18 protein-coding genes and 1 riboswitch are annotated in these 23,672 nt (G+C 37.8%); of the genes, 11 read left to right on the forward strand and 7 right to left on the reverse strand.

Going from position 1 to position 23,672, the window contains the following annotated elements; genetic code table 11:
- Nucleotides 1-194: 194 nt before the first annotated feature.
- Complete coding sequence (locus ACIQLB_RS23585) at nucleotides 195-659, reverse strand: GNAT family N-acetyltransferase (RefSeq protein ID WP_400731144.1); 465 nt, start codon at nucleotides 657-659, stop codon at nucleotides 195-197.
- Between the two features lie 159 nt (nucleotides 660-818).
- Entirely contained in the window at nucleotides 819-1,550 is a 732-nt protein-coding gene (gene chrR, locus ACIQLB_RS23590; RefSeq protein WP_400731145.1) for a class II chromate reductase ChrR, read from the reverse strand.
- A gap of 284 nt (nucleotides 1,551-1,834) precedes the next feature.
- On the opposite strand from chrR, the gene scpC reads away from it, so the two are divergent.
- A complete protein-coding gene (scpC, locus tag ACIQLB_RS23595) occupies nucleotides 1,835-3,355 on the forward strand; it encodes a succinyl-CoA:acetate CoA-transferase ScpC (protein WP_400731146.1) in 1,521 nt (506 codons plus the stop codon).
- A gap of 153 nt (nucleotides 3,356-3,508) precedes the next feature.
- On the opposite strand, the gene ACIQLB_RS23600 is transcribed toward scpC, so the two are convergent.
- Nucleotides 3,509-4,990, reverse strand: a complete 1,482-nt coding sequence (locus tag ACIQLB_RS23600) for a DASS family sodium-coupled anion symporter (protein WP_400731147.1) — start codon at nucleotides 4,988-4,990, stop codon at nucleotides 3,509-3,511.
- A 183-nt stretch (nucleotides 4,991-5,173) separates the two neighbouring features.
- Nucleotides 5,174-5,806 (reverse strand): glycerol-3-phosphate acyltransferase, encoded by a 633-nt coding sequence (locus ACIQLB_RS23605; RefSeq protein WP_400731148.1) that lies wholly within the window; start codon nucleotides 5,804-5,806, stop codon nucleotides 5,174-5,176.
- Between the two features lie 258 nt (nucleotides 5,807-6,064).
- Nucleotides 6,065-6,178: riboswitch (SAM riboswitch) on the forward strand.
- Nucleotides 6,179-6,295: 117 nt separating this feature from the next.
- Here ACIQLB_RS23605 and ACIQLB_RS23610 point away from each other — a divergent pair.
- From ACIQLB_RS23610 to ACIQLB_RS23620, 3 genes are all read left to right on the forward strand, one after another.
- A complete protein-coding gene (locus ACIQLB_RS23610) occupies nucleotides 6,296-7,597 on the forward strand; it encodes an O-acetylhomoserine aminocarboxypropyltransferase/cysteine synthase family protein (RefSeq protein WP_400731149.1) in 1,302 nt (433 codons plus the stop codon).
- A 460-nt stretch (nucleotides 7,598-8,057) separates the two neighbouring features.
- On the forward strand, nucleotides 8,058-8,444 hold the full coding sequence (locus ACIQLB_RS23615; RefSeq protein WP_400731150.1) for a hypothetical protein: 387 nt from the start codon (nucleotides 8,058-8,060) through the stop codon (nucleotides 8,442-8,444).
- Between the two features lie 564 nt (nucleotides 8,445-9,008).
- Entirely contained in the window at nucleotides 9,009-9,995 is a 987-nt protein-coding gene (locus ACIQLB_RS23620) for a homoserine dehydrogenase (RefSeq protein ID WP_400731151.1), read from the forward strand.
- A gap of 58 nt (nucleotides 9,996-10,053) precedes the next feature.
- On the opposite strand, the gene ACIQLB_RS23625 is transcribed toward ACIQLB_RS23620, so the two are convergent.
- The gene (locus ACIQLB_RS23625; protein ID WP_142509709.1) at nucleotides 10,054-10,284 is read right to left on the reverse strand and encodes a MerR family transcriptional regulator; all 231 of its coding nucleotides are present in this window, start codon (nucleotides 10,282-10,284) and stop codon (nucleotides 10,054-10,056) included.
- Nucleotides 10,285-10,978: 694 nt separating this feature from the next.
- Here ACIQLB_RS23625 and ACIQLB_RS23630 point away from each other — a divergent pair.
- Together ACIQLB_RS23630 and ACIQLB_RS23635 are read left to right on the forward strand one after the other, a co-directional pair.
- Nucleotides 10,979-11,671 (forward strand): response regulator transcription factor, encoded by a 693-nt coding sequence (locus ACIQLB_RS23630; protein ID WP_400731152.1) that lies wholly within the window; start codon nucleotides 10,979-10,981, stop codon nucleotides 11,669-11,671.
- A gap of 148 nt (nucleotides 11,672-11,819) precedes the next feature.
- Complete coding sequence (locus ACIQLB_RS23635; protein ID WP_400731153.1) at nucleotides 11,820-14,015, forward strand: sensor histidine kinase; 2,196 nt, start codon at nucleotides 11,820-11,822, stop codon at nucleotides 14,013-14,015.
- Nucleotides 14,016-14,255: 240 nt separating this feature from the next.
- Here the strand turns inward: ACIQLB_RS23635 and ACIQLB_RS23640 are convergent, their stop codons facing one another.
- The gene (locus ACIQLB_RS23640; RefSeq protein WP_400731154.1) at nucleotides 14,256-15,404 is read right to left on the reverse strand and encodes an acyl-CoA dehydrogenase family protein; all 1,149 of its coding nucleotides are present in this window, start codon (nucleotides 15,402-15,404) and stop codon (nucleotides 14,256-14,258) included.
- A 454-nt stretch (nucleotides 15,405-15,858) separates the two neighbouring features.
- Here ACIQLB_RS23640 and ACIQLB_RS23645 point away from each other — a divergent pair, with 454 nt between their 5' ends.
- The 4 genes from ACIQLB_RS23645 to ACIQLB_RS23660 all read left to right on the forward strand — a co-directional run bounded on the left by ACIQLB_RS23645 (nucleotide 15,859) and on the right by ACIQLB_RS23660 (nucleotide 20,812).
- Nucleotides 15,859-16,938 carry a metallophosphoesterase gene (locus ACIQLB_RS23645; RefSeq protein WP_400731155.1) on the forward strand — a complete coding sequence of 360 codons (1,080 nt, stop codon included), beginning with the start codon at nucleotides 15,859-15,861 and terminating at the stop codon, nucleotides 16,936-16,938.
- Nucleotides 16,939-17,251: 313 nt separating this feature from the next.
- Nucleotides 17,252-18,085, forward strand: coding sequence for an undecaprenyl-diphosphate phosphatase (locus ACIQLB_RS23650; RefSeq protein WP_400731156.1), 834 nt, complete (start codon nucleotides 17,252-17,254; stop codon nucleotides 18,083-18,085).
- A 243-nt stretch (nucleotides 18,086-18,328) separates the two neighbouring features.
- Nucleotides 18,329-19,630: a protoglobin domain-containing protein gene (locus tag ACIQLB_RS23655; RefSeq protein WP_400731157.1), complete on the forward strand. Its 1,302-nt coding sequence runs from the start codon at nucleotides 18,329-18,331 to the stop codon at nucleotides 19,628-19,630.
- A gap of 219 nt (nucleotides 19,631-19,849) precedes the next feature.
- A complete protein-coding gene (locus tag ACIQLB_RS23660; protein ID WP_400731158.1) occupies nucleotides 19,850-20,812 on the forward strand; it encodes a 2-hydroxyacid dehydrogenase in 963 nt (320 codons plus the stop codon).
- Nucleotides 20,813-20,962: 150 nt separating this feature from the next.
- Here ACIQLB_RS23660 and ACIQLB_RS23665 read toward each other — a convergent pair whose 3' ends face one another.
- The gene (locus ACIQLB_RS23665) at nucleotides 20,963-21,763 is read right to left on the reverse strand and encodes a TIGR00266 family protein (protein WP_400731159.1); all 801 of its coding nucleotides are present in this window, start codon (nucleotides 21,761-21,763) and stop codon (nucleotides 20,963-20,965) included.
- A 422-nt stretch (nucleotides 21,764-22,185) separates the two neighbouring features.
- Here ACIQLB_RS23665 and ACIQLB_RS23670 point away from each other — a divergent pair, with 422 nt between their 5' ends.
- Nucleotides 22,186-23,664, forward strand: a complete 1,479-nt coding sequence (locus ACIQLB_RS23670; RefSeq protein WP_400731160.1) for an aldehyde dehydrogenase family protein — start codon at nucleotides 22,186-22,188, stop codon at nucleotides 23,662-23,664.
- Nucleotides 23,665-23,672: the final 8 nt, after the last annotated feature.

Raw genomic sequence — 23,672 nt, forward strand, 5'->3', positions numbered from 1 at the left:
AGTTAAGCTCTTTAGCGCCGATGGTAGTTGGGGGCTTCCCCCTGTGAGAGTAGGACGTCGCTAGGCACCTGAAAAAGTCGAGGATTTATTCCTCGGCTTTTTTGTTTGCAATTTTTTAGTAAGTTAACCCTACCTCATTAGTTGTAAGCCCAAGCTCATAGTTAATTGAATACTTGGACTTTGGCGTTGCATTATCAAATCGTTTTAGCCATCGTTATATTCGTAATTTCATAACCCATTTTTTCATATAAGCCACGTGCAATTTTATTATGACCAAAAACGTTTAGACCAATTTTATTCATACCTAACTCTTTAGCAATAATTTCAGCTTCCTTCATTGCTTTCTTGCCATACCCCTGCCCTTGATATTGTTCAAAAATCACAAAATCATATATAAAACCTTCATGAGGATTTGTAGGCGCCTTTTGTGAAATCCAAATCATTCCAATTAAGATATCGTTGTGAAAGATAGAGAATAAATGATTATTCTCGGTCTTCTCATTTTGTGGTAGTAGTCGTTCAAATGATTCCCTCGACAAGTCAATCGCTTTATCTTCACTCCAATTTCCGGAAGCGATCTTGTCTTTTGCGTAGTCTTCAATTGCATAGCTGATATATTGTTTGAACTCCTCTTGGTTCATAGGTTTTAATGTAATCAATTTATTTTCCTCCTATTCTATTTATTTAATTTTAGCATCTTTTTAAAATTTCCGATAATGATACTTGAAACCGCTCATCGTACAATCCAATTAAACAAAACATAAAAAAAGTGAAGTTACTATCATAAGATAGTAACTCCACATAGCTTGCTGATGAAATTATTTCCAATTAAAACCCTTTTTCGCTAAGAAATCTTTGATATGAGGACGGCGTTGTTCAATTAAAAAATCAGCCATTTGCTTTGTCCAGTTATCAATTTTTCGATTGGATGAGCGATTATTATAGTATGCTTCCATTGTGTCGTTGTAAGCTGGTAAAAGCTCCTCGTATTTTTCTGCATTGTATTCATTTTCATGTAATACTGCTGCGACAGGTAGACGAGGTTTTACTTCATTGCGACGAGCAGGAACCCCAATTGTTAAACCGAATAGTGGGAAAACATAGTCAGGTAGATTGAATAATTCGCTTATTTCTTCAAGCTTATTACGCACTCCACCAATGTAACAAATTCCATATCCCATAGATTCTGCGGCAACGACAAAGTTTTGCGCGAATAATGATACATCGGCTACTCCAACAAGTACGTTTTCTGCCGAATCAGCTACAATGTCTACACCTTCTAATTTACCTGCTGATTGAAGACGCTTGAAATCTACACAGAAGACAAAGGCACCGCCAGAAGTTTCGTATTGACGAGGATTACCAGAGAGCAATCCTAATTTTTCTTTTTTCTCCGCATCTGTTACCCAAATTACACTATAAGCTTGTACAAAATGTGATGTAGCAGCCATTTGTGCAGTAGCAATTAATTCTTCAATAATTTCTTTTGAAATCGGATTTCCATCATAAATACGAACCGAAGAGTGGTTGCGTAATAATTCTTTAACCATTTATAAAATCCCCTTTTTCCCTTTATATATATCAAGAGCATATCACGCTTCGTCTTCAAAATCGAATTTTTTCGATGTTGAAATTATTTTTAAATAATTTGCGAATGTATAAAATCTTTCGTAAAATAAAATAATTCGTTGGTTATAGATTAAAAATTCTAAATAGTTTAAAATTATATATGGGTGGTTTATTTGGTTAGATTTCTAATAATTGGATGACTATACCAGAGAATTAAACCGAGTAATTAGTTGAATAAAAATAAAGTGGGATGGAGGAATAAGGGATGGCAGAAAAGTTGGCGAAAAAGCTTCGTAATGAACAGCTACGGAGCAAAGTTGTAACAGCAGAAGAAGCAGCATCTTGGATTAAGGATGGTATGGTACTTGGGATGAGCGGGTTTACCCGCGCTGGTGATGTTAAAGTGGTACCTCTTGCACTTGTGGAGAAGGCTAAAAAAGAGAGCTTCCAGGTAGATGTATATACAGGTGCATCACTTGGCCCAGAAGTGGATCAATACTTAGCGGAAGCTGGCGTTATTCGTAAACGTGGACCTTTTCAAGCGGATGCCGGTATTCGTAACAAAATCAACAGTGGTGAAATCACATTTGTTGATGCGCATCTATCACATAATGCGGAGCTTGTACGTCAAGGTATTATTGGTCCTATTGATTTTGCGATTATTGAAGCGGCTGCTATTACAGAAGACGGCTTACTAATTCCTACAACTTCAGTTGGTAACTCTCCGATTTTTGTGCAAGAAGCAGACCAAATAATTATTGAGTTGAATGTAGCTCAGCTTGATGCATTAGAGGGTGTCCATGATATTTTTGTACCGGGACCACAGGGGAAACGAGATCCGATTCCATTACAAAATGTATCCGATCGGCTTGGCGCAATTGGCATACCACTAGATTTAAATAAAGTAAAAGGCATTGTGATTTCAGATATTTTAGATGCGCCATCAACGATTGTTCCTGCGGATGAAGAAACAGATATTATGGCTAATCATTTATTAAACTTCCTACGTGAAGAAATTAAAGTAGGTCGTTTAACAACAAGCTTAAGACCAATTCAATCAGGTGTAGGCTCAGTTGCAAACGCCGTTTTATTAGGTTTTAAAGATTCTGAGTTTGAGAACTTAGAAGTATATTCAGAAGTACTGCAAGACGCAGTATTCGAATTAATTGATGCAGGAAAGGTAAACTTCGCATCTGCTACTTCTATTACCCTTTCCGAAGAAGTTGGTAACCAAGTTTATGGTGATTTTGAAAAATATGCAGATAAACTAGTATTACGTCCGCAAGAAATTTCTAACCAACCAGAAATTATTCGCCGACTCGGGTTAATTTCTGTTAATACAGCACTCGAAGTGGATATTTATGGAAATGTGAATTCTACGCATGTTTCTGGCACAAAAATGATGAATGGAATCGGCGGCTCCGGAGACTTTGCACGTAATGCACGATTAGGCATTTTCGTCACAAAATCTTATGCGAAAGGTGGAAATATTTCTAGTATCGTTCCAATGGTTTCGCATGTAGACCATACAGAGCATGATGTAGACGTAATCGTAACAGAGCAGGGAGTAGCAGACTTACGTGGGCTAGCTCCAAAAGAACGGGTTGGGCTCATTATCGATAACTGTGCACACCCGGAATATCGTGAGCAATTATGGAAGTATTTTAACGATGCCAATGAAGCAACAGGTGGACACCATACGCCACACGATCTAGAAAAAGCTCTCTCCTGGCATGTGAATTACGCAAAAAATGGTACGATGAAGAACCCTGCTTTATTGAAATAATAAAGTAATAAAAGCCTTGAAGGACAGTAGACTTTTTCCTTCAAGGCTTTTAATTGTTATTAACGTAATCTCAAAAGCTCGGGTGCTCTGGAATTTTGATCGGGGAACCCCCTGAAGTGCTCAGGTGTCCAAAGAGAAAACCCTAGCTGCTTCTTACAATAAGCCAATCCATTTCCAATACGTTGCGGAGAATAGAAGAACTAGGATATATCCAATAATCGTTAATGGAATACCAGATTTTAAGAAATCCTTTGTTGTAAAGGCTCCTGTACCATAGGCAAGCATATTTTGCGGTGCGCTAATAGGTAAGAGGAAGCCAAAGCTAATAACGAATTGTTGCACGATAACGAAACCAACCTGATCGACATTAGCCGTTAATGTTGAGGCTAAAACGATAAAGACCGGTACAAGTGCAGATGCCAAGCTTGTTGCACTCGCAAAACCTAAATGAATAATAATATTAAATAAAGTAACAAGGGCGATTGTTGCTAGAATCGGCATAGAATCTAAACCGAGTGAACCGAATACCTTATCAGATAACCACGATGCACCTTTAGTATTAAGCAAGACTGTTCCTAGCATAATTCCTACTGCAAAGACGATAATTGTCCCCCAAGGAATATGAGGTTCAACTTGCTTCCACGAATAGACTCCGATTTTTGGCATTAATAAAATGGCGATTGCAACGATTGTAACGGTTGTCGTATCGAATGGGTGGAGTTTGCCCTCTGCAGCCCAGAAAAATAGTAAAACTACCGAGGTGATGATTAATCGAATTTCGGGAGCTTTTAATGGACCAAGTTCCGCAAGCTGTTTTTTGATTACTTCTTTACCACCTTCAATATTACTTGTTTCAGGCTTAATTAGTGTAATCATAATGAAAAATAGAGCCACCGACATGATGATTGAGAAGGGGGCAGCGTAAAGTAACCAAGCACCCCAAGAAATATCTACACCGAATTGTTCTTTGATGAAATTTAAAGCGACCATATTTTGAGCTGCTGCCGTTTTAATACCGATATTCCAAATGGAAACAGCTTGTACAGAAGTAATAACAAGTAAAGCAGCAAGTCGACTATCACGTGGTAAACCAAATGCTGCTACCATTCCGAGTAGTATTGGTACAACTGCGCCTGCACGTGCAGTAGCAGATGGGACAAAGAATGCGAGTGCAATAGATACTAAAATAGCACCGAATACAATGGCTTTCGTTTTTGTCCCAACTAGTGAAAGTATCCATAGCGCAAGACGTTTATGTAAATTCGTAATTTGCATAGCTGCCGCTAGGAAAAGAGCTGCGGCTACTAGTGCAACTGCTGAATTACTAAATCCGCTTAATGCTAATTTTAATGCATCTGATGTTCCTAGCACTTTCGCGGGATCTTCCATTGACGGGGCTAAGCCTAGTAAGATTGTCACGAGAGCAATAATCATGGCAGAGCTAACGGGATAGGATACTGCTTCTGTAACCCATAGGATGACCGCGAAAGCTAAGATAGCCAAAGCCCGTTGACCAGCTATAGGTAAATCGCCGTTGTTAGGTAAAAAAGTTATGATGATTAGTAATGCGAACGCTAATGCAATCCATAGTGGCTTCAAATTACGTTTCGGTTTTGCTTGTTCAGAAGTAGACATACTTTTTCATCCTTTCTATTACAATTTTCTATAACATCGGCTAGTAAAATACTTTATTAAGAAAGTTAATTTGTCTATTTATTGTAAAAAAACTAGTATGTGAAATACCCCCTATTTATAGCGATAATGGGCAGTTGCGAGAAAATATGTGGCCATATAAAAGACAATAATATCCAAAGTATATTATTTTTTCTTTTTGAATGCAGAAGTCACTTTAGGCTCAGTTCCTATCATCAGTCGCTTAATATTTTCGATATGCAAAATGATGGCTATACCAAAAAGTAATAGGGCTATAATCGTTGGGCCAACTCCAGGAATCCATAAATATGTGGCTATACAAAAAACGAGATAAAATTCAAGTACACCGACAATTAAATAGTTCGTCGTGATAGATAAAATAACAAATAAAATGAGTGCAAATAAGCCAATTTTCCAATCAATCGCAAGTAATATTCCTATGATTGAAGCAGTTCCTTTACCGCCATTGAAGCCCATAAAAAATGGGAAATTATGACCTAGAATGACGCCAGCAGTTACGATATAGATAAAGAGCCAAACTTGTGCTTCTGTTAATTGTGTTATATCTGCTAAATAGACATGTGCACCGATTATAGCTACAACGCCTTTACCGATATCGATTAGTGCAACTAATATGCCGTATTTCCATCCAAGGGAAAGTGTCGCATTAGAGGCACCTGCATTGCCATGACCAGTCTTTTTTAAATCTACCCCGGATAAAAACTGTGCAACTTTAGAGCCGTGAATACAGCCAATCAAATAACCAACAAGAAGAAAAATGATAACGGCTTTTATCATAAAAATCCTCCTTTCTAAATAATTGTCCCATCACTAAAAGTTAGGGATGACATTTGTTAAAACGTATATCATGTATATAAGTCGAAACGGAAATAAACCCACACTATGGTGATAAAAATAATAAATACCTAAAATAGTGTATGCGTTCGTATTACGTAAAAAAGCAGACAGAAGTTTCGGAAAAAATAAAATTTTAGTATTGACAGAGAAAAAGTCTATGTTTATACTGTGTAACAACGATGGAAATTGAATCTCATACTCTTATCAAGAGCGGCGGAGGGATAGGCCCTATGATGCCCGGCAACCAGTAAGTGACGAACTTGCTAAGGTGCTAATTCCTACAGATTCTTACTTGGATCTGGCAGATAAGGGGAGGAAAACTTGCAACCGCAACCCTCTTCTTAACTGAAGAGGGTTTTTGTTTTCTACTGAAAAAATCCTCCTCATCTCCGGTACCATCGTAAAAAAATAACCATTTGGAGGTATACAATGACAAATTTTAAACCAGAAACATTGCTGTTACACGGTGGCCAAGAGCCAGACCCGGTAACAGGATCTCGTACAGTACCCGTATATCGCTCAACGGCATTCGTTTTTAAAGATACTGCTCATGCGCAACGTCTGTTTGCCTTAGAGGAAGCTGGCAATATTTACACACGAATTACAAACCCAACTGTAGATGTTTTTGAAAAACGCGTCGCTTTATTAGAAGGCGGTACAGCAGCAGTAGCACTTTCATCTGGTGCAGCAGCAATCGCATTTTCAATTTTAAATCTTGCAGGGGCAGGTGATGAAATTGTCGCAGCTAGCTCTTTATACGGAGGTACTTATAATTTATTCGCAAACACACTACCGAACTATGGTATTAAAACAATTTTTGTAGACGAAACAAATCCAGATAATTTCCGAGCAGCTATTACTGATAAAACAAAAGCGGTGTTCGCTGAAATTTACGGTAACCCAAGTTTAAAGGTACTAGATATTGAAGCGGTAGCTAATATAGCACATGAAAACGGCCTGCCATTAATTATTGATAGCACATTTGCTTCACCATATGGCTCTACACCAATTGACTACGGTGCAGATATCGTTGTTCATTCCGCTACAAAATGGATTGGCGGCCATGGTACAACTTTGGGTGGCGTTGTGGTAGATGCAGGGAAGTTTGATTGGACTCGCGGACGTTTCCCAGGCTTTACTGAGCCAGATGCTTCTTATCACGGTTTGCGTTATGGTATTGACACAGCAGCGGCTGCATTTGCCACAAAACTGCGTGTGCAATTACTACGTGACTTTGGACCAACATTAAGTGCAGATGCAGCATTTAATTTATTACAAGGTTTAGAAACGCTTCATTTGCGTATTCCTAAACACAATGAAAATGCATTAGCGGTAGCCGAATATTTGCAAAACCACCCATCTGTGGAATATGTAAATTACAATGGCTTAGAAAATTTCCCTACCCATGATTTAGCAAAAAAATATTTGAGAAACGGCTTCGGTTCAGTACTTACATTCGGTATAAAAGGTGGACGTGAAGCAGGGCGTAAATTAATTGATAGTGTAAAATTATTCTCGCACGTAGCAAATGTAGGGGATGCCAAATCATTAATTATTCATCCTGCATCTACTACACATCAGCAACTATCAGCTGAAGAGCTAATCCAAACTGGCGTAACCGAGTCGCTCATTCGCTTATCTATCGGTCTAGAGGCAGTAGAGGACATTATTGCAGATTTAGAACAAGCTATTGAACAAGTAACAGCTTCACAACAAAAAGTAGAAGCTTAATAAATAAAACATATTGGCTAATGTTGTAGCGTTTACGTATTTTCTCATCCGATTGGCCTCATTTGGTAATGCGTCAAACGTTGCTGCATCATCCGCTCACCTCATTTGGTGAAATAACTGAAATTTTAACTTCTTTCAGCGGGTGCTAAAGCATCCCATTCCGGACGCAATTATGCCTCGGCATAATTGATAATTAATTAATACCTAGTAATTTTATAAGTATTATTGACTTATTTAATTCCTTGTTTTATACTAGGGAATAAGAAAAGTGTTCGAAGGGCTACCAACCTAGAACCAATTTAAAGCGCCGACTTGTTGATCGGTAAAGTGTTTTCAATCAATGCTCAAACTAATTTAGTTTCATAAGTGCTCCCCCACTTTTGAATATATACGAAGAGGAGTAGCTGCTCAGCCAGTAGCTACTCTTATCTACAAAACTGATGATAAAGGAGTGTTTTAAATGGGAAATGTGTATAGTGCGCAAAACATTGCATCTTATCTTATTTATGAGCTAAATGAAGGTCATGTGTTTGTGAACAACATGTCCATTCAAAACATACTTGCGTCAGTTGAGTGCAAATGGCAAGAGATCTTTGGACATTCTGCTTTTAAGGAAGTTGTTTATGTCAACGAGGAAGTCTATACAGTAAAAGAAATTTTCGAAGCTTATGAAGGCTATGGAACAAGTCATATTCCTCTACCTGCGACAGAGTATTATTTAAAATACGGCACATTCCAATTAGTTGAACGTACGTATGCAATACCAAATTTTACGCAAGAGGAAATAAGATTGGTGCAACAAGCTTTAATACAATATCGTTATAAATTGCTAGCCAAAGCTAGTTAATTATCCCTCATATAATTGGGCTCATTCTCTGCTGCTACAGGGAATGGGCTTTTTAAATTAGACGATGAAGATATACAGAAAAAATTTTTATTAATATATTTCAAAAGAACAATTTTTATGAATGTCTTTACATACATATATAATAGAAGAAAGGCATTTGTTTTTTAGATAAAGATTCGTCAAAATTTGTTCAATTATTATAGATCAAGTGAAAAATCACATAATAAAAGGAATGAAAACGATTTCCTTTGCACGTCTACAGGAAACAAATGTCCACCCTAGAAAGATTTTTCTTGTGCAATGTATGTATTTACGTTACAATTTTCTTTAAGTTGATTTTTGAATTATTTGAATTTGTTTGTTTCACAGTGTATCTTCATTCAGGATGTCTTTTGTAGCGAAAGTGAAACGCCATGACTAAATATCTGTCTGAAGACGAAGTGTTAGAAACACGGCAAACTGACCTGCTTTGTATAGTCGGCGCACAATTCAAAATCTATAAGAATTAAGCTGAGACGAAATAAATATAATGAAACTGCGGAATGTAAGTTGGAGGGAATAGGAATGGCAACTATAAAGGCAGCTATATTAGGATTTGGAACGGTAGGTCAAGGAATTTACCATATATTAAACGAAAAGCGTGAAGAGCTTAAAAATAAATTAGGAATTGAGCTAGAAGTAGCAAAAATTTTAGTTACAGACACTAGCCGTGAACGTGTACCAGGGACAGCGCATTTAATGACAACTAGTATGGATGAAGTCTTAGCAGAACCAGGTATCCAGGTTGTTTTTGAGGCGATCGTCAATGAGGAGCCAGCATTTACTTATTTAAAGCGCGCTGTTGAACATAAATGTCATGTCATTACAGCTAACAAAGTAATGTTTGCAAAACGAGGCTTGGAGTTACAGGATCTTGCAAAAGCAAACGGTGTTTTTGTAGGCTTTGAGGCAACGACTGCTGGCGGTGTACCAGTTATTAAAACGATGAAAAATATTTTGCTTGTCAATGATGTTAGTCGTATTCAGGGTGTTTTAAATGGGACATCCAACTATATTTTAACGAAAATGCGTTCACAGGGCTGGTCGTTCGAAACTGCTTTAAAAGAGGCGCAAAATTTAGGTTATGCAGAGGCAGATCCATATAATGATATCTCAGGCCAAGATGCCTTCAAAAAATTAATGATTTTAAGTGCTTTGGCATTTGGTGAACAACCAGATTGGGCTGACGTTGATGTGGTTGGCATTGATAGTATATCGGCAGAGCAAGTAAAAGAAGCGTGTGAAAAAGGCTTGCGTTACCGCCACGTTGCTGAGGTTGAGAAGCTAGCAGATGGTAAAGTGGTCGCAAAGGTTGGCCCGCAATTAGTGGATAAGGAACATCCGCTTTATCCAGTTGATGATGTCAATAATGCTGTGGCATTGGATACAAATTATATTGGCACATTAACGCTAATTGGACCTGGGGCAGGTATGTACCCAACAGCTAGTGTCATGGTTGAGGATTATGCGGAAATTATCGGTAAGCGAGCTGGATTTGTCGTAACGATATAATTAGATAGATTATGCCTATCATTCAACAATGTGCTAATTGTTTAATGATAGGCATTTTTTAATCCTCATCTTTAACATCGATATCCTCTGGAATAGGAGTATTCCGCCAAATTTCAATTTCCTCTTTAATACGATCTAACTGCTCAAAATAAGTGCTGAACTGTCCGCTATTAATTAGTATTTGATCACCGTCGTATACTGAACGGATACGGCCCTCGTAAACTAGGCGAAGTATTTGATCTTCTGGCATACCAAGTTCGATGGCTGTTTCTTCAATTGTTTTATACATATTTTCGCTCCTTTTGCTGTTTTTATTATAACCTCCCTTTAATAGAAAGCCTACTGTGGGTATATAAATGAAGGAAAAAGGAAAATGGTAATTGTTTGATTTTGGATAAATCTGTATTATTAATGTTAATGAGTGGTGACGGTCGAGGGGCAATAAATGATGTATCCTGAAATGGTCATGGAAATGGACAAGTATAGCTGCTACGAGCATTGCGTTATTCCAAGGTCTTTTTTTTTCATCAAATCGTTTAACCGGCGTAGCTATGGAACATTTATAAAATTGGTAGCGCTCCTGTCTTTTCTGGTGCTTTAGAATGGATACTATGGAAATCACACCCGACAAAGGTGTGGAGAATAGCAACTGTAATGACAATTCGTTAATAATGGGGAAGGGGCTGTCCCAGTCGGAACGGAAATCAACCCTACGTTATGATAATGAGTCACAATCAATTATGCCTCGGCATAATTGCGTCTGGAATCGACTTTGTCCTTAGGTCTGCACGAGGGCCGACACGATGTCGGTCACTCAGTCATTGCCCACAGTACGTGGCGTTCTTAGACTGAGTTCCTCTATTTCAGTGGATGTTTGGACACCTGCTGAAAGAAGGTAAAACCTTAAGAAATTCTTCATTTTTATAATAACTGGTTTTTAAGATTTAAAAGGTACACTATTAATTGAGAGCGAGGTGTATATCATGACGAAACTAACAGTTCTTGTAACAGACGATGATCAAGATATTCGTGATGGTATTGAAATCTATTTAAAGAATGAAGGCTACAATGTCATTAAAGCTGCTGACGGCTTAGAGGCACTCGAAAAATTAGAAGACAATGAAATACATTTAATTATTTTAGATATTATGATGCCAAATATGGATGGAATTACAGCGACGTTTAAAATTAGAGAAGAGCGCAATATCCCAATTATTATGCTTAGTGCAAAAGCGGAGGATGGCGACAAAATTCATGGTTTGTCTGTAGGCGCAGATGATTACGTCACAAAGCCTTTTCATCCATTAGAGCTGTTGGCTCGAGTAAAATCACAGCTGCGACGTTATGTACAACTTGGGACGTACAATGATGAAGCAGCAAAGGTGGAAATCGACGGACTTGTATTAGATGAAGATGCAAAGGAAGTCATCTTAGAAGGGGAGCCTGTTCGATTAACACCAATCGAATATAAGATTACGGAATTATTAATGAAAAATGTAGGGCGTGTATTTTCGATAAGAGAGATTTATGAGCGTGTGTGGAATGAGGAAGCTTACAATGCAGAAAATATTGTGGCTGTACACATTCGAAAAATACGTGAAAAAATTGAAGCAGATCCGAAAAATCCACGCTATTTAAAGGTGGTGTGGGGCGTTGGCTATAAAATGGAAAAATAAAATAGAGCAGTATGCTACAATTGCAGGGTTTGTAGCAGGGGTTATTGGACTAATTTATTTTGGTGTGTATGCGTATCAGATAGTAACTTCCCGCTCTTCGGGGATGCTACAATTGCTCGAGAGAATTTTTTAGAGAGGAGTTGAAAGTATGTTAAAAAATTGGAAATCTCTTCTTGCTCTTATATGTTTAATTTGGGTAATTTTTGGTATATTTACATTCTCAAAAGTCGGGTATCAATATATTGGAAAGTCGTATTTTCAATCTGAAACTTTCCAGCAAGAACTTGATAATTTTCAGTCAGAATTAGGACCATTAGTGTTAAATATACCAACGGCTGAGGATTTAAAAAGTAAAATTGTGGTGACACAAAGCGAAATTGAAGAACATCGTAATCGCTATGGAACAATAGGAGTACAGATAGATAATATTAAAGCTCAATATGAGGGGCGTATTCAAGAAGCTGCTAATGTAAATGCAACGGATTTAAAAACAAAGCTTGAGAAAGAGCGGGATGCAAAAATTAAAGATATTACGACTAATTTTGAGGATGATGAGCATGTCCGTAAAAAAATTCTAACTCAAAAGGAAGAGCTTGTTGATAAATATATAAAGGCAGCTAAAGAAGAAGCAAAAAGTTTTGTGAAAAATAATAATTACTGGTCTTATGAATTAACGAACACTGAATCAGGTAAAACATTTCGTTCGGGTGATGTTTCGGATAGTAGTGCGTTCAAAATAAAGTATACTGGGCAACATCCATTATCTACTTGGAATATTAGTGCTAATTTAAACCAAATTTTTTATCAAACTGATATCAACTTTGATACAGAAAATTTAAGGGAAACTTCTGATTACACTGGTATCATAACCATCTCAAAAAAATCAGCACAAGCAGTAGACATAATGGAAGGCTATAACAATTTTACAAGCCGTCAATACATTTTCTTCTTTATATGGTTAACGAGTATTGTGGCAGCAATTTTTGCATGGAAAGGGCGTAAAGAAGTACTGCAGGTGGTACAAGGTTTAAAGGAAAAAGAAGCTCTTGCAAAGATGAGAATTGATTACCAAATCGGATTATTATTAATAAGTGCATTCATTTATATGGTAGCATCTGAAGCTGCCTTTGGATCGATTGTAAATGTTTTCTATGAATATAATTATGTACGTTATTCAATGGATTGGTTGTTTAAAATAGGTGCCTTGATCATTATTGCTATGCTGTTCTTTGTGCAGCTAATTTGGTTGTATGACCGAGTGAATACAGCACAGAAATTAGAGGAGAACTTAAAAGCTAGCTATTTATGGTCACTTGGCGAATCAATGACAGATTTATTTATAAATCGTTCCATTGCATTACATGCTATTGTCATGATTGGAGCAGCATTTTTTGGTGGTGGAAGTCTTATTGCTTCAATGTTTAGAGGTGGTGGATTCCCCGTTCTAGTATTGGGCATCTGCGCAATGATCGGTATACCAGCCATGATTCTCTTCCTTTCTAGAATGGGCTATTTAAACCGAATTATGAAGGATACAAAAGACATGGCAGAAGGACGTTTAAATCGCGATGTCAAGGTAATGGGCAAATCACCACTCACGGGCCATGCAGAAAATCTTAATCATTTAAGAGAAGGCGTAAGCACGTCTATGCATGAGCAGGCAAAAAGTGAGCGTTTAAAAACAGAGCTTATTACGAATGTTAGTCACGACTTACGCACGCCGTTAACATCTATTATTACGTATACAGATTTATTGAAAAATCCTGATATTACAGAGGAAGAGCGTAAACAATACATTCATATCCTTGATAAAAAATCAGAACGTTTAAAATTACTGATTGAGGATCTTTTTGAAGTGTCTAAAATGGCGAGTGGTAATATGGAGCTTCATCGCAGTCGAGTTGATTTAACCCAGCTTGTACAGCAGGCGGTAGGGGAGCATGAGGAAGATTTAGCACAGGCTCATTTAGATTTACGCCTGACAAAACCACATGAGCCAATCTACGCGTACGTGGACGGACAAAAATGGTGGAGACTGATCGATAATTTAATCGTTAATGTATTGAAATATGCTTTAGAAGGCACACGTGTCTATGTTACATTAAAGCGTACTGCTGAGGGCGATGCAGAATTCACAGTGAAAAACGTCGCAAAATATGAAATTAGCGAGAATGCCGAAGAGTTATTTGAACGCTTTAAGCGGGCGGATGCTTCACGCCATACAGAAGGCTCAGGGCTAGGCTTAGCCATTGCACAATCCATTGTAGATTTGCATGGTGCTCGTATGAGTATAGAGGTAGATGGAGATTTATTTAAGGTAATCGTTCGGATTCCAACAGCATAGACAAAGAACAGCGGCAAATATTTTGCCGCTGTTTTTATTATGTTGAAAAATAAAATATGTGAGGAAATCCTTTTGAAAGTTGTGAATTTAAATCCGTCGTTTCGGCCCTTATTCAGTCGCTTTGGGTGTTCTATCCAAGACATTGACGATTCTATCCACGACTTAGGCTGTTCTATCCATCACCTCGGATCTTCGTTTTCAACCCCTCGTTGTGCCGAAGAGCCATACTTACTTTATTAGTTATAACCCTAAATTTTTGGCAATAATCACTTTCATGACTTCGTTGGTACCTGCATAAATGGACATGACAGGAATATCTCGATATCTTCTAGCAATCTTGTATTCCTCCATATAACCGTAGCCACCATGTAACTGCATACACTGGATAGCAAGCTCTCGTGCATTTTCTGTTATCCAGTATTTTGCCATTGAAACTTTTGTCACAACATCATTTCCTGCGATATGTTCCTCTATTAAAGATTCTAAAAATGATTTGCCAAGTTCAATTTTTGTCGCCATTTCAGCTATTTTAAATTGCGTATTTTGGAAGTCACTAATTGACTTTCCAAAAGCTGCGCGTGATTTTACATAATCAATTGTTAAAGCTAGCATGTCCTCAGCAGCGGCTTGTGCGGCGATAGCTACTGCTAAACGCTCTTGCTGCAGCTTTTCCATCATATAGATAAAGCCTTTACCTTCTTCACCAAGGAGATTCTCAACAGGTACGCGACAATCCTCAAAATATAGCTCGGCTGTGTCCTGCGCATGCATGCCAACTTTTTCGAGTTTGCGACCTTTTGTGAAACCTGGTGTCCCGTCTTCAATGACAAGGAGGCTAATGCCACGATGCTTTTTTTCTGCCTGTGGATTTGTTTTTACAGCAACGACCGCTAAATTTGTATGAATACCATTTGTAATAAATGTTTTTTGTCCGTTGACGATATAGTGATCGCCATCACGAATAGCAGTTGTTTGGATGTTTGCCAAATCTGAACCTGTGCCTGGCTCCGTCATAGCAATTGCTGAAATATGTTCCCCTGTAACACATTTCGGTAGCCAGCGTGATTTTTGCTCATTTGAGCCGTATGCCTCAATATAAGGCACGACAATATCGTTATGCAGACCAACGCCAATAAGGCTCGAACCTACGCGCTCTAACTCTTCTTGAATAATAACGCCAAAACTAAAATCTAGTCCGAGACCGCCGTATTGCTCTTCTACTTGAGGGCATAGATAGCCCATTTCCCCAAGCTTACGCCAAAATTCAAGTGGAATAAGATGATCTTTCTCCCATTGTGGATAGTGTGGCTCGGCTTCTTCTGCTAAAAACTTACGTAAGGTTTTACGAAATAACTCATGCTCTGTTGATTCGAATTTATATCTTGTCATATGAACAACACCCCTTTTTCGCTCGTATACGCGTTAAATTTGCTCTTGCCATTATTATGTTACTGAAATATTCAGAAAAATTAAAGTATATTATTCATAGTTTTTTTGCGTAATCTTATAAAATAGGTTGAATTGCAAAAGCGGATCATTACTATAACATGGGTTTAGTTTCTTAGGCGCTTTCTGGGAGCGTCGGGCAACAAATGTTTTATGTGCGAAAGCGTAGTGTTAACGTAGCGTCAGGATGTAGTATACGATTTTTATGTGTTCGTCTAGATACGATCGTGTCACTTTCCTAATTAGCTTGTCATGTAAATCATACGATTGAATTACAAGGAATATGTACACTTGATATCATGAGCTGATTGGTTGTCCTTTTGCACTTACCTTCTATCAGAGAATGTTAAGTATAATGCTATAATCAACTAAGACTATATGAAAGTAGGGAACTGAAATGCCAAAAGTAGTTGGTGGAATTCTTTTATTAAGTATATATAGTGCATTAACTTTTTACTTAGGATGGGGATTGCGACATTGGCTTGTGGCAATGGGATGGTTCCGTTATCCAATTTTATATTGGTTTGTGCTTTATGTCATTGCGTTCAGTAGTATTATTAGTAGATTGCATGAGTCCTTACGAGTGTTTTCAATCATCAATAATTACTGGATGTTTATTTTTGAATACGGATTATTTCTCTGCTCGATAGCACACTTGATTCTTTGGCTAAGTCCTTTTAAAAGTGTACAGGTAATTGGTAGTGTAGCAATTGCTATGTTGTTTGTACTAAGTATTGTAGGTACCTATTTAGCGTATTCGCCTGTTGTCCGTCATTTAGAAATAACGATGGATAAAAAGAGTAGTGAGCTAGAATCGATGAGAGTTGTAGTTGCATCAGATTTTCATTTAGGTGTTCTATCACATAAAAAACATTTACAGCGCTTTGTTACGTTATCGAATGAAGCAAAACCGGACATCGTCTTTTTAGCTGGGGATATTGTAGATGACGACCCTAAATGGTTTGTTAAAGATGGAATGGCAGATGTGATGAAACAATTAACATCTACATATGGAGTGTATGGTGTACTGGGCAATCACGAGTACTACGGCAAGAAAATTCCTGAATTTATTAAAGAGATGGAAAACGCTAATGTAAAAGTTTTGTGTGATGAAACTATTAGAATCGATAATGTGTTAGTATTAACGGGGCAAGAGGATATTACAAACAAGGATAGAAAGCAATTAGATGCATTGAAGACAACAGATGACTTGCCTTGGTTTGTCATGAATCATACTCCGAATGATTTAATTACGCCTGTAAAAATGGGTGTAGACTTCCATATGTCAGGTCATACACATAAAGGTCAACTATGGCCGAATCAGTATATAACAGCTCGTGTATTTGAGCTCGATCATGGTTATAAGATGAAGGAGAAAATGCATACACTTGTTTCATCAGGTTTTGGCTTTTGGGGTCCTCCGATGCGAATAGGTAGCCGTTCCGAATTATGGGTTGTGGATATAAATTTTCGTTAGTTGGTAAGGATGGCTGTTGGAGTAAGATAAATGATTCAGCTAGTTTGATAGACAACCACTGTTAAAAAGTTGCCATTATACTAATAAAGGTTGTCTTCTGACACATTAACCAAAAGTTTTGAGTGACATTTGTTAAAACCGTTTGCCATTAAGTTGATTGGAGTGGGGGCAGGGTGACTCTTGAGGGCTCACCGGACGCTCAGAACGGAAATCAACCCCACGCTATGGTGATTAGCCTGTCTACTCATAACTATATGAAAAAGTGTATTTTATAATATGTTGGTATTTAATTAATAAAAGGTAAGGTGACAATGTGGATATCATTGAATTATTAAAGGCGCTTATTTTAGGCTTTGTCGAGGGAATGACAGAGTTTGCACCAGTGTCGTCAACAGGTCATATGATTATTGTGGACGATATGTGGTTGAAGACAGAGGAGTTTTTAGGGATGTATCCCGCCAATACATTTAAAATCGTTGTACAGCTAGGCTCCATTTTAGCCGTAGTCGTTGTAATGTGGAAACGAATGTTAAATTTAGTTGGACTTTATAAAATTGATGGCCAATCGAAATCAGTAAAAGGTCACTTCAACTTATTACATGTTATTGTGGGTATGTTACCAGCGGTTATATTAGGTTTTGCGTTCAAAGATTTTATCGATGATCATTTATTTAAAGTAGAGCATGTTGTTTATGCTTTAGTAGCTGGAGCACTTTTAATGATTGCTGCAGATAAATTAGCACCGAAAAGACCAAAAGTAGATTCTCTAGACAAAATTTCTTATGGTTTAGCATTTAAAGTAGGGTTAGTACAATGTTTATCACTTTGGCCAGGGTTCTCCCGTTCAGGTGCAACAATATCTGGTGGTGTATTATTTGGTATGAGTCACCGCGTGGCGGCAGATTTTACTTTCATTATGGCAGTACCAATTATGGCGGGTGCTAGTTTAGTATCTGTACTGAAAAACTGGGATACGCTATCTATGGATTATTTTGGATTCTATGTAGTAGGCTTCATTAGTTCATTTATCTTTGCATTACTCTCAATTAAATTCTTCTTAGCACTTATTTCAAAAGTGAAATTAATGCCATTTGCTATTTATCGCCTAGTACTAGCTGCTGTACTAGCTGTTATTATCTTTATGTAATTAATAAAGTCACTCTTCTTTTTAGAATGAGTGGCTTTTTAGTTTGAGATTTATATTTTAGCGTTTTCATCCCGTTTTAAAATAAATTTAATGGTTAATAAGTATCATTCTCAATTAAGATAGATAAATACTTATTGCGAAAACAGATGTTTTTTACCTATATATTGTCATTTCAGTTGTCTAGACAGTATAATTGATTATAGATTTATTTGTTTTTAGTAGAATAGACATAGGTACAGCGGGGTGGGGAAATTGTTTCAAATTGGAAATCGGCCTAAGAAAAATACAGTTGAAATAAGTGATGATTTAAGTATAGGGGTTATGATGCAAGATCAGGAACGTTTACAACAGTTAGATCTAGTAAATTTAACTAGAGAAGATTTGCAGTTGATCAGAAGTTTAAAACCGTATATTGAACGAAATGTTGTAGAAGTAGTGGCGGCATTCTATCATGCAATTGAAAGTGTGCCAGCCTTACGTGAGGTTATTGAAAAGTATAGCTCTAGTGAGCGGTTACGCCAAACATTACGCCATCATATTATAGAAATGTTCGAAGGGCGTATAGACGATGCATTTTTGGAGAAGAGAAGGCGAGTAGCGAAAATGCATGTGAAGATTAACTTGTATCCTAAGTGGTATTTAGCAGCCTTTCAAAATCTTGAAAATTTTTTAAGAAGGATTATTTATAAGCTTCAATTATCGAGGGACGAAGAAGAAAAATTTTGTGATGCTATCAGTAAAATCTGTAATTTCGAACAACAGATTGTCCTAGAGGAATATGATAATTATGCTAATACATTAATTGAGAAGCAACAGGATAATGTTCGAGCACATGTTAAGGAAGTTATAGGTGGGATATCTACGCAGCTAGAGACTCAATCTCATAGTACCAATGAAACAGTGACCGAACTTGTTTATAACGCTAAGGAAGTGAATGAATACTTGAAGGAAAGTATCGATGAGGCAAAAACAATGCAAAAGGTATCGTCTGAAGGCTATTCTAAAATTACATTAATTAATGAACAAACAGGAAAAATTCATCATAAGACAGTTGAAATGTCGGATATGGTGGAGCAATTAGATCACTCTTCCTCAAAAATCAATGCTGTTATCGAAATAGTGAAAAGTATTTCTGGCCAAACAAATTTACTGGCGTTAAATTCGGCTATTGAGGCTGCACGTGCAGGGGAGCATGGAAAAGGCTTTGCTGTCGTGGCGAGCGAAGTTCGTAAGCTTGCAGATCAGACGAAAAGTTCGGTTGAACAAATCGCGGAGCTCATAACAATGTCTAATGGAATTACAAACCAAGTTGTTCAAGCAATTCATGAAATCCAAGAGCTGGTGAACAATAGTATTGAGCAAAACGCAGAATCTTTAAAAGCATTCGATGCAATATCTGGCTCAGTAAACGGTTCTATCTCAAACTTCCAAAACGTCGGCCTGAAAATAACGGAATTGTCAGGAATTATAGAATCAATTGGAGAATCTTCCGAGGAATTAAAACAAGCTGCCAATCGATTAGATACAACAATCAGAGATTTCTAATGACTATGCATAAAGCCTATGCATAGTTTTTTTGCTTATCACCTTAACAATAATAGGACAAAATCGTCTTTTTGAAGGATAAAACAATAAATAAACGGATGAAGTTTGTAGAGTGATAAAAAGGACTAACGATTACATATGTAAAGATAAGAAATCCCTAGAAAATGAGCGTTCTAAGTGTTACGCTATAGGCGAATTGAATTGAGGGGTGTTCGGAATATGAAAAAGAAATTATTTATTACACGAAAGTTCCCAGCGCATATAGTTGAGCCGTTGAAAGAGTATTATGATATCAAACAATGGGAGGAGGAGGAAATTGTTATACCACGGGAAATACTATTGGCAGCTGTTGCAGATTGTGAAGTATTGTGGGTAACGATTGCTGACCAAGTCGATGAAGAGTTATTATTACATGCACCCAATCTAAAACTCGTGACTAATTTAGCAGTTGGATTTAATAATATTGATGTCAAAGCTTTGCGTAAGCGTGGAATAATGGCGACTAATACTCCAGGAGTTTTAACAAATACAACTGCAGATTTAGTATGGGGATTATTGCTTGCGACTGCTCGAAGAATTCCAGAAAGCGAACGATATTTGCGTGAGGGTAACTGGAAAAGCTGGTATCCGATGCAATTAGTAGGTAAAGATGTCTCAGGATCCACTATAGGAATTATTGGTATGGGACGTATTGGCCAAGCTGTTGCAAGACGAGCAAAAGGTTTTGATATGAAAATTTTATACAACAATCGTAGACGCCGCCATGAGGTAGAAGAAATGTATGGCTTTCAATATGTATCGTTGGAGGATCTTTTAAAACAATCGGATTTTGTTGTTATTATGACACCTTTTAACAATGATACTGTAGGACTTATAGGTGCAGAGGAGCTTGCTTTAATGAAGGATGACGCGGTTTTAATTAACGCATCACGTGGTGGTATTATCGATGAGAATGCACTGTATGATACGTTAAAAAACGGTAAGTTGTGGGCAGCAGGGCTAGATGTCTTTGAACAAGAGCCTATTGCGTTGGATCATCCATTGTTGACGCTTTCAAACGTTGTAGCACTTCCACATATCGGTAGTGCTTCGCTTCAAACTAGAACTGCAATGTTGATGCTGAACGTTAAAGAGCTTACCGCATATGGGCAGGGCAAGGCTGTAACGAATCGAATAGATTAATGACACCCGGAGATAGCAGAAGTAGGAGTATCTTTTGCGACAAAGCGGCTAAGCCCCCGTCCGCAGTGGAAATAAAGGGTAGAATTTAACTGAATTTATAAGAAAGGAGCACATCGTAATTAGATGTGCTCCTTAAATAAATAGCGTCCATTATCTATTAAACATATCAAATAAACCGCCAATGCCGCCTTCACCTTTAGATTGACCGCCACCGCCTTGGGAAATTGGTGCTGCAGCAAAGACACGGCTTGCTAATCGGCTAAATGGTAATGATTGAATCCATACTTTACCTGGGCCAGTTAAAGTAGCGAAGAAGATACCTTCACCGCCAAACAGTGCAGTTTTTACGCCCTTGACCATCTCGATATCGTAATCTACATCAGATGTCATAGCAACTAAACAGCCTGTATCAACACGTAATACTTCACCGGGTGCTAGAGTCTTTTCGTGAATAGTGCCACCTGCATGTACAAAAGCCATACCATCTCCTTCAAGCTTTTGCATAATGAAGCCTTCACCACCAAAGAAGCCAACACCGATTTTTTTCTGGAATTCAACGCCGATTGAAACTCCTTTGGCAGCAGCTAAAAAGGCATCTTTTTGACAAATAATCTTTCCGTTCAATTGGCTTAAATCCATTGGAATAATCTTACCAGGGTATGGAGAAGCAAAATACACATGGCGTTTACCTGAACCAACGTTCGTAAATGTCGTCATGAATAAGCTTTCACCTGTAATTAGACGTTTTCCAGCTCCAAATAATTTACCCATAAGACCATTTTCTAGGCTTCCTCTTGAACCATCACCAAAGATAGTTTCCATATGGATAGAATCATCCATCATCATTAACGCTCCAGCTTCAGCTACTACTGTTTCTTGAGGGTCAAGCTCAACTTGCACGTATTGCATATCATCGCCATATAATTTGTAGTCAATTTCGTGATTATTCATAAAGGGATTCCTCCAAAAAATAATTTTGATATTGTATACGATTATAAGTTGAATTAGTTTCATTGCATAATTAAATATTTAAGAAAAAAAGGGAATAAGCTAGTAAATGTCGAATATAAAAAACTAGAATGAGTATTTTTTATTTTCATTCAGCTGAAAATTTGTGATTATTTTTTTATGCTCACAAAAGACCTTCATCCGTAACTGACATCAATGTTCAGCTAAAAGAAAATAAAGCCTCTGACGATTGTCACCGATGTTATTGATCCAAAAGCATGATCTTTAGACCTCTATATATTAAAAATTCGGAATTTTGACATATCAAATTCTATATAATATAGAGTAATAGATATCTGTCTGAAAGCTATGCGATTGGTAACAATGAGGCAGAGGCACCATAGATAGTTCAGGGGGTGTTTGTAGTGGAAATCAAAAACTATATCGGCGGTGAATGGGTAACACGTTCGCATTTACAAAGTATAGTAGTGACCAACCCTGCTAATGGGGAGCAGCTAGCTACAATACCGCGTTCTACTGCAAGTGAGGTAGATGAAGCGGTAGCGGTTGCGAAACAGGCACAAAAAAACTGGGCATTAGTACCTGCGCCTAAACGTGCTGATTATTTATATGCCATCGGTCAAAAAATGAAAGAGAAAAAGGAGCATTTAGCGACCGTTTTAACAAAAGAGATGGGAAAGGTTATTGAAGAAGCTAGAGGCGAAGTGCAGGAAGGGATAGACATGGCCTATTATATGGCTGGTGAAGGGCGACGGTTATTTGGGGAGACAACGCCGTCTGAGCTAGCTAATAAATTTGCCATGAGTGTACGGACACCTATTGGCGTTGTAGGATTAATAACTCCGTGGAATTTCCCTGTAGCTATTGCCACTTGGAAGTCATTCCCTGCAATTGTTGCTGGCAATACATTCATTTGGAAGCCGTCTAATGAGACACCAATGATGGCGTATGAAATGGGTAAAATTTTTGAAGAGGTTGGCTTACCAAGCGGAGTAGCAAATATCGTCTTTGGTACAGGGCCAACAGTTGGAACAGCATTGATTGAACACCCAGACGTTAAGGTCATTTCATTTACCGGCTCTACAACAACAGGAAGTAAGGTAGCAGAGCTAGGTGGTAAACACCTAAAGAAGATTTCATTAGAGATGGGTGGAAAAAATGCAGTCATAGTGATGGATGATGCCGATTTACAACTAGCTACTGAAGGCATCTTATGGAGTGCATTTGGCACTGCTGGTCAAAGATGTACAGCATGTAGTCGCGTGATCGTGCATAAAGATGTAAGAGAGGAACTAGAAAAACGTCTATTAGACGAAATGCAAAAGCTAACAATTGGAGACGGCCTACATGAAAGTGTAAAAATCGGTCCTGTGATTAACAAAGCCGCATTGGAAAAGATTAATCACTATGTGCAAATCGGCAAACAGGAGGGGGCAACGTTGTTAGCTGGAGGTAGAATATTATCTGAGCCTCCTTATGACAAAGGGTTTTATTATGAGCCTACACTATTTACCAATGTGAAGCCTGACATGATTATTGCACAGGAAGAAATTTTTGGTCCGGTCGTTTCTCTTATTGAAGTAGCAAGTTTGGATGAAGCAATCGAAGTAAATAATGGCGTAAAATTTGGCTTATCCAGTTCAATTTTCTCACAAGATGTGAATACGATTTTCCGCGCACAACGAGATTTAGATACAGGTATTGTTTATGTGAATGCTGGCACAACAGGTGCTGAAATCCATTTACCATTTGGCGGCACAAAGGGCACGGGGAATGGGCACCGCGACTCGGGTGTAGCTGCCTTAGATGTCTACACGGAATGGAAAAGTATTTATGTAGACTATAGCGGTAAATTACAAAGAGCACAAATCGATACAGAATAACAGATCAA

The organism is Lysinibacillus sp. NPDC092081 (genome assembly GCF_044755845.1).
Classification (GTDB): domain Bacteria; phylum Bacillota; class Bacilli; order Bacillales_A; family Planococcaceae; genus Lysinibacillus.

What these genes read in the sequence shown, in the direction of transcription:
- ACIQLB_RS23615 (WP_400731150.1), top strand. Translation starts at nt 8,058, where the DNA reads ATGGGAAATGTGTATAGTGCGCAAAACATTGCATCTTATCTTATTTAT.
- ACIQLB_RS23635 (WP_400731153.1), top strand. Translation starts at nt 11,820, where the DNA reads ATGTTAAAAAATTGGAAATCTCTTCTTGCTCTTATATGTTTAATTTGG.
- ACIQLB_RS23625 (WP_142509709.1), bottom strand. Translation starts at nt 10,284, where the DNA reads ATGTATAAAACAATTGAAGAAACAGCCATCGAACTTGGTATGCCAGAA.
- chrR (WP_400731145.1), bottom strand. Translation starts at nt 1,550, where the DNA reads ATGGTTAAAGAATTATTACGCAACCACTCTTCGGTTCGTATTTATGAT.
- ACIQLB_RS23600 (WP_400731147.1), bottom strand. Translation starts at nt 4,990, where the DNA reads ATGTCTACTTCTGAACAAGCAAAACCGAAACGTAATTTGAAGCCACTA.
- ACIQLB_RS23660 (WP_400731158.1), top strand. Translation starts at nt 19,850, where the DNA reads ATGAAAAAGAAATTATTTATTACACGAAAGTTCCCAGCGCATATAGTT.
- ACIQLB_RS23665 (WP_400731159.1), bottom strand. Translation starts at nt 21,763, where the DNA reads ATGAATAATCACGAAATTGACTACAAATTATATGGCGATGATATGCAA.
- ACIQLB_RS23645 (WP_400731155.1), top strand. Translation starts at nt 15,859, where the DNA reads ATGCCAAAAGTAGTTGGTGGAATTCTTTTATTAAGTATATATAGTGCA.
- ACIQLB_RS23610 (WP_400731149.1), top strand. Translation starts at nt 6,296, where the DNA reads ATGACAAATTTTAAACCAGAAACATTGCTGTTACACGGTGGCCAAGAG.
- scpC (WP_400731146.1), top strand. Translation starts at nt 1,835, where the DNA reads ATGGCAGAAAAGTTGGCGAAAAAGCTTCGTAATGAACAGCTACGGAGC.
- ACIQLB_RS23630 (WP_400731152.1), top strand. Translation starts at nt 10,979, where the DNA reads ATGACGAAACTAACAGTTCTTGTAACAGACGATGATCAAGATATTCGT.
- ACIQLB_RS23640 (WP_400731154.1), bottom strand. Translation starts at nt 15,404, where the DNA reads ATGACAAGATATAAATTCGAATCAACAGAGCATGAGTTATTTCGTAAA.
- ACIQLB_RS23605 (WP_400731148.1), bottom strand. Translation starts at nt 5,806, where the DNA reads ATGATAAAAGCCGTTATCATTTTTCTTCTTGTTGGTTATTTGATTGGC.
- ACIQLB_RS23620 (WP_400731151.1), top strand. Translation starts at nt 9,009, where the DNA reads ATGGCAACTATAAAGGCAGCTATATTAGGATTTGGAACGGTAGGTCAA.